The organism is Deltaproteobacteria bacterium HGW-Deltaproteobacteria-4 (genome assembly GCA_002841765.1).
Lineage (GTDB): Bacteria > Desulfobacterota > Desulfuromonadia > Desulfuromonadales > UBA2197 > UBA2197.
Window position 1 is genome coordinate 1 of the sequence record PHAV01000012.1, and the last position, 11,027, is coordinate 11,027.

The 11,027-nt window shown below is 55.9% G+C and carries 15 protein-coding genes; 7 read left to right on the forward strand and 8 right to left on the reverse strand.

The window, feature by feature from the left end; all coding sequences use genetic code 11:
- Positions 1-73: 73 nt before the first annotated feature.
- Together CVU69_09450 and CVU69_09455 are read right to left on the reverse strand one after the other, a co-directional pair.
- Complete coding sequence (locus CVU69_09450) at positions 74-619, reverse strand: hypothetical protein (GenBank protein PKN11961.1); 546 nt, start codon at positions 617-619, stop codon at positions 74-76.
- Positions 620-886: 267 nt separating this feature from the next.
- On the reverse strand, positions 887-2,278 hold the full coding sequence (locus CVU69_09455) for a PLP-dependent aminotransferase family protein (protein ID PKN11962.1): 1,392 nt from the start codon (positions 2,276-2,278) through the stop codon (positions 887-889).
- Here CVU69_09455 and CVU69_09460 point away from each other — a divergent pair.
- Together CVU69_09460 and CVU69_09465 are read left to right on the forward strand one after the other, a co-directional pair.
- Positions 2,277-2,465 carry a hypothetical protein gene (locus CVU69_09460; protein ID PKN11963.1) on the forward strand — a complete coding sequence of 63 codons (189 nt, stop codon included), beginning with the start codon at positions 2,277-2,279 and terminating at the stop codon, positions 2,463-2,465. The two genes, CVU69_09455 and CVU69_09460, sit on opposite strands and share 2 nt — an antisense overlap.
- Before the next feature lie 2 nt (positions 2,466-2,467).
- Positions 2,468-2,839 (forward strand): FMN-binding protein, encoded by a 372-nt coding sequence (locus CVU69_09465; GenBank protein PKN11964.1) that lies wholly within the window; start codon positions 2,468-2,470, stop codon positions 2,837-2,839.
- A gap of 115 nt (positions 2,840-2,954) precedes the next feature.
- Here the strand turns inward: CVU69_09465 and CVU69_09470 are convergent, their stop codons facing one another.
- Both CVU69_09470 and upp read right to left on the reverse strand, forming a co-directional pair.
- A complete protein-coding gene (locus CVU69_09470) occupies positions 2,955-4,208 on the reverse strand; it encodes a uracil permease (protein PKN11965.1) in 1,254 nt (417 codons plus the stop codon).
- Between the two features lie 11 nt (positions 4,209-4,219).
- The gene (gene upp / locus CVU69_09475) at positions 4,220-4,846 is read right to left on the reverse strand and encodes a uracil phosphoribosyltransferase (GenBank protein PKN11966.1); all 627 of its coding nucleotides are present in this window, start codon (positions 4,844-4,846) and stop codon (positions 4,220-4,222) included.
- Between the two features lie 146 nt (positions 4,847-4,992).
- Here upp and CVU69_09480 point away from each other — a divergent pair, with 146 nt between their 5' ends.
- The 4 genes from CVU69_09480 to CVU69_09495 are packed head-to-tail and all read left to right on the forward strand — an operon-like array spanning position 4,993 to position 7,172.
- Positions 4,993-5,460: a hypothetical protein gene (locus CVU69_09480; protein ID PKN11967.1), complete on the forward strand. Its 468-nt coding sequence runs from the start codon at positions 4,993-4,995 to the stop codon at positions 5,458-5,460.
- Between the two features lie 20 nt (positions 5,461-5,480).
- Positions 5,481-6,170: a DUF554 domain-containing protein gene (locus tag CVU69_09485; GenBank protein ID PKN11968.1), complete on the forward strand. Its 690-nt coding sequence runs from the start codon at positions 5,481-5,483 to the stop codon at positions 6,168-6,170.
- A gap of 34 nt (positions 6,171-6,204) precedes the next feature.
- The gene (locus CVU69_09490) at positions 6,205-6,927 is read left to right on the forward strand and encodes a hypothetical protein (protein PKN11969.1); all 723 of its coding nucleotides are present in this window, start codon (positions 6,205-6,207) and stop codon (positions 6,925-6,927) included.
- A 29-nt stretch (positions 6,928-6,956) separates the two neighbouring features.
- Positions 6,957-7,172 (forward strand): hypothetical protein, encoded by a 216-nt coding sequence (locus CVU69_09495; protein PKN11970.1) that lies wholly within the window; start codon positions 6,957-6,959, stop codon positions 7,170-7,172.
- A 30-nt stretch (positions 7,173-7,202) separates the two neighbouring features.
- On the opposite strand, the gene CVU69_09500 is transcribed toward CVU69_09495, so the two are convergent.
- The 3 genes from CVU69_09500 to CVU69_09510 form a co-directional block, all read right to left on the reverse strand.
- Positions 7,203-7,493 (reverse strand): hypothetical protein, encoded by a 291-nt coding sequence (locus CVU69_09500; protein ID PKN11971.1) that lies wholly within the window; start codon positions 7,491-7,493, stop codon positions 7,203-7,205.
- A gap of 302 nt (positions 7,494-7,795) precedes the next feature.
- Positions 7,796-8,668 (reverse strand): methylenetetrahydrofolate reductase [NAD(P)H], encoded by an 873-nt coding sequence (locus CVU69_09505; protein ID PKN11972.1) that lies wholly within the window; start codon positions 8,666-8,668, stop codon positions 7,796-7,798.
- Positions 8,669-8,691: 23 nt separating this feature from the next.
- Positions 8,692-9,600, reverse strand: a complete 909-nt coding sequence (locus CVU69_09510; GenBank protein ID PKN11973.1) for a 2-dehydropantoate 2-reductase — start codon at positions 9,598-9,600, stop codon at positions 8,692-8,694.
- A gap of 159 nt (positions 9,601-9,759) precedes the next feature.
- Here CVU69_09510 and CVU69_09515 point away from each other — a divergent pair, with 159 nt between their 5' ends.
- Positions 9,760-10,119 carry a DUF2784 domain-containing protein gene (locus CVU69_09515; protein PKN11974.1) on the forward strand — a complete coding sequence of 120 codons (360 nt, stop codon included), beginning with the start codon at positions 9,760-9,762 and terminating at the stop codon, positions 10,117-10,119.
- Here the strand turns inward: CVU69_09515 and rarD are convergent.
- Positions 10,102-11,025: an EamA family transporter RarD gene (rarD, locus tag CVU69_09520; GenBank protein PKN11975.1), complete on the reverse strand. Its 924-nt coding sequence runs from the start codon at positions 11,023-11,025 to the stop codon at positions 10,102-10,104. The two genes, CVU69_09515 and rarD, sit on opposite strands and share 18 nt — an antisense overlap.
- Between the last annotated feature and the right edge of the window lie 2 nt (positions 11,026-11,027).

Here is an 11,027-nt window from a genome sequence, read left to right on the forward strand (position 1 = left end):
GGCAGTCGAGCACGTCTTTCGGTATGGCCATCGGTTCCTCCAGTGGTTACGGGTTGTAACCGACGATGACCATTTACACAAAGTTTTTTACACCCTCGAAATCATGGTTGCGCTGACTGATTTCTTCAACCATCTCATCCGTTATTCGTTCACTTGGCATGGTGAAAGTCTCATTCGCAAAATCAACATAGAGAGAGGCATTCTTAGCGGTATTTGACTCTAAGTGAAATTGATCTTTTTGCTTATTGAAAGCAGCATGCGCCGCCTTCCAATCACCATTTTGTCGCCCCTTACGTTCATCATCCTCGACTGGAAGGAAGTAGGCATTTGCTAAGTTCTTTGATTTATGGGTAATCATGACTTTCGGAAGCTTTGATACATCAACTTTATGGCCAGCAAGTATTGAAGTCGCCCAGCCGCCAATAATTTCTATTTTGCCGCACTCTTCCAATGAAATTTGGTGTAAGAACAGTGAGCGACTAGCACAACCATGTTCGCGAAGTATAGTCGCTTCACGATACAGTGCCTCTGCGTTCTCAAATGATTTTGTTGCACCATCTGCCAACGTACGGAGTTGCTCATCTCGTTTTGTTTTATCAGCATCTTTCTTTGATTTCATTCTGACCTAACTCACCTGTATTTGTATGTCGTCCAACTCGTAATTAACCGGCCGCGCGCACGCGCGCGTGAACCGCTGACCTTCCCAAATGGAACATTTATCCCCGAATTATCATCCCACTCTCTACGCGGAACCGCCCGGACAACATGCAGCTGTCGGGCGGCTCGTGATTTGAATCCCTGAGAGTTCTCATCGCCACCCTCCTGTTATTTCAAGAGGTTCCAATTCTTGTCGAATTTTCATCTTCTGTCAAAGGAAATGTCGACTTCAGCAAATTTGCGCGAGGATGGCAACGCCCTGTTCAATCTCGCTGCCGCTCATCCCGCCGAAGCCGAGGAGCAAGGTCGTTGCATCAGGTTGGCCGCTGACATGAAACTCGGAGAAGGGGAAGAGCTGCACGCCTTTTTGCCGGGCCCGATCGAGAATCTCCGCTTCGCTGTGCGCTGTTTTCGGCAGCATCATCACCACATGGAGCCCGGCGCCCTGGCCGGTCACCACTGCCCGTTTGCCAAAATGAGTTTCAATCGTGCGCAGCAGGAGGTCGTGTTTTTTCTGATAGATCATGCGCATCCGCCGTATGTGTCGTTCCCAGTGACCCTGCTCCATGAAGATCGCCATACTCCTCTGTTCGAGGAGCGAGACCGAGGGGAAATAAGGCCGGTAAAGTTGGCGGTAAGCTGCCAGTAACGCATAGGGGAGGACCATATAGCTCAGACGCAAGGCCGGGGAGAGGATTTTGGAGAAGGTTCCGGTGTAGATGATGTTTCCGGTCGGGTGCAGCCCTTGTAGCGAGGGGATCGGCTTGCCGTGGTAGCGCAGTTCGCTGTCATAATCGTCTTCGATAATGAAGTTTCCTCCCGTTTCCGCCCATTCGATCAAGGCCAGCCGGTTTGCCACCGGCATCACGTAACCCAGCGGCAGCTGGTGCGAGGGGGTGACGTAGGCGATGGTACTGTGACTGGCTTTGAGCTGGTTCAGGTCAATCCCCCCCGATCCGACCGGGATTGGGCAGATGGTGTAGCCATGGTTTTGGAAAACGGAGCGGGGGAGGTGGTAACCGGGATTTTCCACCGCGACGACGGAGTGATTCTCCTGCAAAAGATGCGCAACAATGTCGAGGCTCTGCTGCAGCCCGGCGCAGATCACGATCTGTTCCGGATCACAAATCACGCCGCGGGATCGTTCCAAGTAACCCTGCAGCGAGGTGCGTAATCCCCAGTCTCCCTGGGGATCGCCATACTGAACCAACTGTGAGCTGTTGCGGCGCAGTCCTTCAGTGAAACATTTTCGCCAGAGTTCGGTGGGGAAACTTTCAGGATCGAGGCGGGCCGGGTGGAAATCATAGGCAAAGGACGGTGGCGGACCGGGAAGGTAGTCACTCTTATCCGTTTTCGCGGATCGGGTTAGCGGCGCAACCTCCTGATCCAGGGACGAGACGAAATAGCCGCTGCGGGGCCGGCTGTAGATATATCCTTCGGCGTGCAGCTCCTGGTAAGCGCCGTCAACGGTATTGCGACTGGCGGAAAGTTCGATGGCCAGGTCCCGGACCGACGGGAGCTTGGTATTAGCCGGGAGTTTTCTCGAAAGGATCTGCTCGCGGATCTGATTGTAGAGTTGTTTGTATAAGGGCAGGGGGTCGTGATTACTCAGGATGAACATGTTGCTCTCCAGTATCGCCAATAGTGATCGAGACGGGCCAATACGCCTCGCCGACTTTCCTGCGGATAGTCGCATATCACGGCATCTGCCACCATATAATAAATCAAAACTGCTCCTGTTATTGGTTGCAAGCGCGATCTATGCTGGCATCATTGATGTCAACAACCACAAACCACAGGAGACGTAAAAATGATTCCGGAAAAATTACAGGAAATTATGAAGCAGGATGGCGTCGTCGCGATTGCAACCCTGGGAGAAGATGGACCGCATCTGGTCAACACCTGGAACAGTTATTTGCGCATCAGCGACGAGGGGCGGCTCTTGATCCCTGCCGGTTACATGCATAAAACCGAGGCTAACATTGCATTCAATCCAAACGTCCTGATCACTTTGGGGAGTAGTAAGGTTCAGGGGATGAACGGTCCGGGGGCGGGTTTTCTCATCAAGGGGAAGGCAGCCTTTGTCACCTCCGGTCCGGACTTTGATCTGCTCAAGGCAAAATTTTCCTGGCTGCGGGCCACATTGGCTGTGACCATCGACTCTGCCACGCAGACGTGGTGACGGTAGGCGGCGGGCGTTTCGATGCTGCCATACCTTGCTGAAGACAAAAACCGCCATCCCGGTCAATACCGGGATGGCGGTGAAGATGAACACAAAACACGCCGGCTTCCGACGGTCAGATGTTGTCGTCAAAGGCGGGGTCGCGCGTCTCTTCCCCCCGGGGGAGGATGAGGTTGAGGAGGACGGCGAGGACGCCGCAGAGGCTGATCCCCTGCAGGCTGAAGCTGCCGATGGTCACGCCGAGGCCGCCGATGCCGGTGACGAGGGTCACCGAGACCAGGCAGAGGTTGCGCGGCATCATCAAATCGACCTTGCCGTCGATGATCGTCTTCAGGCCGATCCCGGCGATGGATCCGAAGAGGAGGATCATGATCCCCCCCATGACCGGCATGGGGATGGTCTGGAGGAGGGCGCCGAACTTGCCGACAAAAGCCATGAGGATAGCGAAGCCGGCCGCCCAGGTCATGACCACCGGGTTGTAGTTGCGGGTGAGCATCACTGCGCCGGTGACCTCGCCGTAGGTCGTTACTGGCGGACCGCCGAAGAGTCCGACGACATTGACGGCAAGTCCGTCGCCGAGGAGGGTGCGGTGCAGGCCGGGGCTGGCGGTGTAGTCCTTGCCGACGACGGAGCCGATGGCGAGGATGCCGCCGACGTGCTCAACGATCGGAGCGATGGCGACGGGGATCATGAAGAGGATGGCGGCGAGATTGAACTCGGGGTGTCCGAATTGGGGGATGGCCAGCCAGGGGGCGTCGATGACCTTCTGGAAGTCGACGAGGCCGAGAAAGAGCGATGTGCTGTAGCCGACCACTACGCCGACCAGGATCGGCACCAGTTTAAGGAGGCCGCGGGCATGAATAGCGGTGAGCATGGTGGCGGTGAGGGAGAGGGCGGCGACGCTAAGGGCAAGGCCGTAGGGGATCACCTGGGTTTCGCCGGCCTTGCCGGTCGCCATGCTGATTGCCACCTGCGCGAGACCGAGGCCGATAACCATGACCACCGGGCCGATGACGACCGGCGGCAGGAGGCAGTGGATGAAGCCGACTCCCCGCCACTTTACCAGGCCGGCGGCGATATAGTAGAAGCAGCTCGCCGCAGCGAGGGCGCCGAGGGTGGCGGGCATCCCCCAGGTCTTGACTGAGAAGATCACCGGTGCGATGAAGGCGAAGGAGGAGCCGAGGTAGATCGGTACCTCGCGTTTGGTGCAGAACTGGAAGATCAGGGTACCGATGCCAGCGCCGAGGAGGGCGAGGCTGGGGTTGAGGCCGGTCAAAAGGGGGACGAGGACCGTGGCGCCGAAGGCGACGAAGAGGATCTGGGCGCCACCAAGGGCGGTGCGCCAGGTCGGTTCATGGGGGGTAGTCATGGTTGCGTTCCTTACTTGGTGCCGAAAATTTTATCCCCGGCATCGCCGAGGCCGGGGAGGATGTAGCCCTGTTCGTTGAGGCGCTCATCGATGGCAGCAACGTAGATATCGACATCGGGGTGGGCGGCGCTGACCCGGGCGATCCCCTCGGGGACGGCGACGAGGAAGAGCCCCTTGATCCGCTGGCAGCCGGCCTTCTTCAGCATCTCGATGGTGGCGATGAGGGAGCCGCCGGTGGCGAGCATCGGGTCGATGATCAGGGCGATGCGTTCCTCCATTTCACCACTGAGCTTTTGATAGTAGGCGACCGGCTCGAGAGTCTCTTCGTTGCGGTACAGGCCGACGACGCTGACCCGGGCACTGGGGATCATGTCGAGGACGCCGTTCATCATCCCCAGTCCGGCGCGTAAAATCGGCACGACGGTGATCTTCTTTCCCTTGATCTGCTCAACCTGCACCGGCCCGGCCCATCCGTTGATGGTGATGTTCTCGGTTTCGAGATCCTTGGTCGCTTCGTAAGTGAGGAGGCGCGCCACCTCGGAGGCGAGCTCGCGGAACTGTTTGGTGCTCAGCTCGGACTGGCGCATCAGCCCGAGTTTATGGCGGATCAGGGGGTGTTTGACTTCATGGATTGCCACGGGGAGCTCCTTTGATCAAATATTAATTTGGTAGGACCGAACGAGGATACAGAGGAAGAGCAGAGGGGTCAATAGACTGGACTAGCCATTACGGGCATAACCTGATATTTAAAGTCTATTGTCAACACATTCAAAGGAGACAACCTATGTTTACACGCCCTTTGCTGCCCATCCTGTTCTTCCTGCTGTTCTGTTCTTCGGTGCTGCACGCGGCCCCGTCACTGAACGATCATGACGCTCTGGCCGGCTTAAAGACCGTTAAGGTCATTTTCGACGTGCGCGTGCCGGATAGCGACAAACTCGTCTTCAATCTTGAACTCTTTGCAGAAACCCGCGAAGGTTTGATCAAGCAGGGGGTGACTCCGGAGATGGTCGTAGCTTTTCGCGGCCCCGGTGTCAAGCTCCTCACTCACGACGCTATAGATGAAGAGACGCTTAACCTCATCCGTGAATTGAAAAAGAAGGGGGTGCGTTTCGAGGTCTGTGCTGTGGCGGTACGAACTTTCAAGGCTGATCCTGGCAAGTTGATTCCCGAGGTCAAGCTGGTAGCCAATGGTTTTAATTCGTTGATAGGCTACCAGAACAAGGGCTATGCCATGATCGCAATTAATTAACACAGGCAAGGAAAGATCACATGTTGTTGCAAGGTACCGCGGTTAATATTCTCGCCATCGCCGTTGGCGCGCTCCTCGGTCGGGCGGCCGGCAAACTCCTTTCCGAGCGCGTGCACCGGACGATCATGGCCGGACTCGGGCTCTCGGTTCTGCTCATCGGGCTACAGCTCGGGTTGCGCTGTCAACAGCCGTTGGTCGCCATCGGCAGCCTGATTATCGGCGGGCTTATCGGTGAATGGATCAATATCGAGCGTCGCCTCGAAAACTTCGGCATTCGCCTTGAACGCCTGAGCAGCGGTGACGGTGTTGCCCGCGGTTTTGTCTCCGCCAGCCTCCTGTTCTGCGTCGGGGCGATGGCGATCATGGGTTCGATTCAGGCTGGCAGCGGGTTAGAGCCGACAATCCTGTATGCCAAGTCGGCTCTCGACGGTATCGCCGCCGTCGCCCTCGCTTCTACCTTGGGGGTCGGTGTCCTTTATTCGGCCATCCCCGTCCTTCTTTATCAGGGCGGCATCACTCTTGTGGCCAGCAGTGCTGCCGCCATCCTTACCGCACCGGTGATGACTGAAATGAATGCGGTCGGCGGCTTGCTGATCGTCGCTATCAGCCTCGATCTTCTCGGCATCAAACGCTTTGCCGTCGGCAATCTCCTCCCCTCGGTCTTTGTCAGCATCGGACTGATGTGGTTTTTCGGACTCGCCGGCGCTTGACGCGCCCCCTTAGAACCGGACGGAAGAGTGATTTATGAAACAGTTTCTGAAATATGATTGGGATGCCATTGCCGGGATTATCGCGGCGGTCATCGCCATTATCATGCACATGCTCCACCTCGTTGAAGCGGATGTTCTGCTGACAATCTCCGTTGTTTTGATTGCTCTCCTCTTCTTACGTGATTTGCGCCGCGACCGGCAATCCGAGCAGATTGACGCGGCAGTGCAGCAGACCGAAGGGACGGTCAAGGAGATCCTTAGCCGCTTGAGTCCGCCGGATGCCGTGCTGGTCGGTCCCTTGAATATTCATCAGGTCATGGAAGACTTTTCGCGGCGGGCGCGCAATGAGATGATTTGGTTTCATGTCTGCCCGATCATGTTCAAGCGTCAGGCGTTGTTCGATGCGTTACTGAAGAGCGCCATCGAAAACCCGGCGGTCAAGTCGATCCAGTTTGTTCTGGATCACAGCGATCGCGATCTGTGGGAAAGCGAAGTTGTTCCGAAGATCAAAGGTTGTTCGGGACAGAAGAAGGTGAAAGAGACGATCTGGACGACCATCTCCGGTGGGGTTTCAGCCATTATCTCCGACATCGAAAAAGATACCAGGACCGAATGCCTCCTTAGCTTCTGGGGCGAGCCCTTTATGGCGCGGACCCTCAACCACAATGTACCGCGTTACGTTTTTCATGTGCAAAGTCATTCGGAACTGGTCGGACGCATGGTTGAAGTGGTAAGGTCCAATTGCATGGGTAAATAATCGAAATCTCTCAAGGAAGGAATCACAACATGTCAAAAGATTCAAACTCGTTGGTTAAGCTCATCGGCCTGATTCTCCTGGTCGGCGGTATCGGGATGGTGTTCTGGGGTTACCAGATGTCGGATGCCTTTACTTCCAAATTGACCGAAGGCCTGACCGGGGCACTTCCTGATGCGGTGATGTACCGCTACATCGGCGGAGCCATCAGCAGTGTGGCCGGGCTGTTTTTATTGATGAAAAGATAAATAAAGAATGATCCCGCCGGCAGTTGAGTGCTACTCCATAAGATCGTAGCCAAACATGAACATGACCCCGGAAAAGCCAAGGACGGCGATCTGGGTGCTGACACGCTGTCGCTGATAACCGAAAACCGGGATAACACCGACGCCGATACCTTTCCAGTTGAGCGGAATAGCCCGGTCGTGCGGATCGACATAACCAAGAAGAACGCCGGCGGTCAACTTGAAATAAAGTTGATTTAGACCGGCGTTTTTGTTCCAGCGCTTGCCGCCGTAAAGGTAGCCGGAGGGCTGGTCGAAGGAGTTCTGGAAATAGGCGGCTCCCAACTCCCACTCTCCCCGAGCTTCCCACTCGATCCCGGAAAACCAAGTAAAATCATTATACTCCCGCTTGGTGTTAAGGTGATACGTGTAGGGTCCAAAAAGGAGGGTGAGTCGCTCGGCGTGAGCGCAAAGGGGGGTGGACAGCAGACTGTAGAACAGGATGCAACATATCAGGAAACGGCGAAGGAAGCTTGGTTGATGGAGCTTCAGGACGATCTCTTTAGCGAACGACTTTTGCCGGGCGTGGAATCCTGACCACATGCTCTTCCCTTTCGAGTTCTCCCCGACCGCAACCGCTCAACCCCTTAATAAAGCAATCCCTCCGCCAGACTCAGCACGGCATCAGCGTGGTTAAGTGTATAGATGTGGACCCCCGGCGCCCCGGCAGCGAGGAGTTCCTCTGCCTGTTTACGGGCAAAGATCACTCCCGTTTTCCGCACGGCGTCGGTGCCGCCACGCTGATCGGCGATTTCAAGTTCTTGCAAAAAGACGGGAGGGACAGTGGCGCCGCAGAGAGAGACAATCCGTTTGATGACTTTAAGACTGACGACCGGAAGTATACCAGGAATGATCGGTTTTTCGATTCCCATTGCTCTGGCTTTGGCGACGAAGTCGAAATAGAGCTGATTGTCGAAGAAGAGCTGAGTGACGATAAAATCGCCCCCCTGATCGACTTTGAATTTCAGGAAGTCAAGGTCGATATCAGGACTCACGGCTTCAGGGTGGGTCTCAGGATAGCCGGCCACACCGACGCCGATCTCGGGATGAGTGGCGCGGATAAAGGTGACCAGGTCGGAGGCGTTCTGCAAGGGGAGGCAGGCAAAGATTTCAGGAGACGCATCCTGCGGCAGGTCGCCGCGCAGGGCCAGTACATTATGCACCCCGGCCGCAACCAGTTGATCAAGGAAGGCGGTCAATTTTGCCGTATCAGCGCCGACACAGGTCAGGTGCGCCATCGTCTCCAAGCAGTATTCCCGCGCGAGACGGGCAACGATCTCCAGGGTATCGCTCTGAGTACTGCCGCCGGCACCGTAGGTGACCGAAGCAAAGAGCGGGTTGAGAACTTTGAGCCGCTCGACTGTTGCAAAAAAAGCCGGCCACTCGGCCCGCTCTTTGGGGGGGAAGAATTCCAGGGAAAGGAAGGGTTTTCCTTTTGACAGCAGTTCAGCAATACGCACAAATGACTCCTTTGTATCAGATTTTAACGGCTTACCTGCTGCAGAAGCGTCGCCAGCATCTCCATCCTTGGCATGAAAATCCCCGATTTTCGCCCGTAATCGAGGGGCGCCACCAGGATGGAAGCGATCTCCAGTGGCCGTCCTTCTTCCCGATCGATCTGCATCGACGGTTTGTAGGCGCCCATGCTGTCGGTGAATTCGAGCATTCTTTCGGCGTAACTTTCGGGAATCGATCTTTGCAATCCCTGGGCATTGGCCGCGGCGATGACTTCGAGCATGAGGTCGCGCACAAGTTGGCGAGCAGGTCCCGGCGTCAGCAGATGATCGACCGATTGCTGCAGTAAGGCGCAGAGGCCGTTGAAGGGGATATTCCAGACCAGTTTCTCCCAGCGCGCCCGCATCAAATCGTCCGTAGCGCGACAATCGACGCCGGCCTGGTTGAAAATCGACACCAGTGTCTCAAGACGCTCGCGATCTCCTCTCTGATATTCACCGAGGACGATCCGGCCTTCGCCAAGGTGGTGGACTTCGCCGGGGATGCCGCGATTGGAACAGAGGAAGGCGACGCCGCCTAAAATACTTTTTCCGCCGAAGAGGTCGCCCAGCATTTCTTCGTTGCCGAGGCCGTTTTGCAGGGTGAGGATCTGAGTACTCTCACCAAGGAGCGGTGTGATCAGTTCGGCGTAGCGAGCATTGGCAAAGGTCTTCAGCCCGACCAGAACAAGATCGACCGGGCCGATCTCCTCGCTACGTTTGTAGCATTGCACCTGCGGCAGGATAAAATCCCCGTTGATGGAAAAGACTTTCAGTCCGTCTTTACGGATAGCGTCGTAATCACGGCGCAGGAGAAAATGGACATCTACGCCGCTACGCTGCAGTAGTGCTCCGTAATAAAGTCCCAGCGCCCCGGCGCCGACAATGGCTATTTTCATAAAGAGTCTCACTTCATTTGTTGGATAATGTCCGGAGTAGAGCTGAATTTTTCAGCAAGGAGCAATCTCCTGATGGGTTGCTTTTAAAGTAGACAGTAACAGCGACAGGGTTAGTATTCAACTATATGACGATCCTTTTTTCTTAGGCGGAGCCACTCCATCCTCGCCAATCTGGCGGTGCTGATCCATGCACTCTTTATCCTCTTCGTCATCGCTGGTGGCATTCTTGTCTTTCGTTGGCCGCGCCTTGTCTGGCTGCATCTGCCGGCGGCGTTGTGGGGAGGAGTGGTCGAGATCACCGGTGGGATCTGTCCCCTGACCGACCTGGAAATCTACTGGCGGCGACTCGGCTGGGCGGGTGGCTACAGCGGTTCCTTTATCGAGAACTATCTGGAGCCGCTTGTTTACCCGACGGGATTGACGACGCAGTTACAGGTCTTCATGGGACTCGGGGTTCTGATCCTGAACGGTGCGATCTATCTTTATCTGTGGCGGCACAGGTCACGTAAGAGCCGTTGATATTCGTCCAGAAAATAGGGATTTGACAGAATCGACGGTGTAAAGGATCAATCCGGCCCAGATAAGGATGAAACTCAGCAGATGGGCGGTGGTGAACGTTTCGCCAAAGACAAAGACGGCAAGGATCAAGTGAAAGGTCGGAACCAGGTACTGCATGAGGCCGACGGTCACCAGGCGCAAACGTTTGGTGGCGGCAGCAAACCAGATGAGAGGCGTCGAGGTGATGATTCCAGAAAATGATAGGAGAATCGTAAGGTGAGACGGGCCGGCGACAAAGGCGCTGCGTCCGGCGTATACCAGCCAGCCGAGATAAACAGCAACGAGTGGGAAGAGGAGGAGTGTTTCGACGGTCAGACCGGCGAGAGCATCAACCGGAGCCTGTTTACGTAGCAGGCCGTAGAGACCGAAGGAAAATGCAAGGGTGAGGGCGATCCAGGGGAATTCCCCGTGCTGGATGGTGAGCAGGAGGACACCGGTAGCGGCGAGGAGGAAGCTTGCTCTCTGGGTGCGGCTCAACTTTTCACCTAGAAAGAGGACACCGAGGAAAGCTGAAACCAGCGGGTTAATGAAGTAGCCGAGGCTTGACTCCAGCACCTTGCCCGCGCCGACAGCATAGATGAAGACCAGCCAGTTGATAGCGATCAGGAGGCTGGTGGTGCTTAAGGTGAGGAGGATGCGGGGAGCAGCAAAGGCCTGTCGTACCCCCTGCCAGCGGCGCAGGACAGTGAGAAGGATGATCAGACTCAGCACTGACCAGAAGATACGGTGTGCAAGGATTTCCAGGGACGTTACACCGGCGAGGGCCTTGAAATAAAGGGGGAAGAAGCCCCAGACCAGATAAGCGGCGAGTCCGTAGGCAACACCGCTACGAGCCTCTCGGGTTGTCTGCTCTACTGTTGTGTTCATTG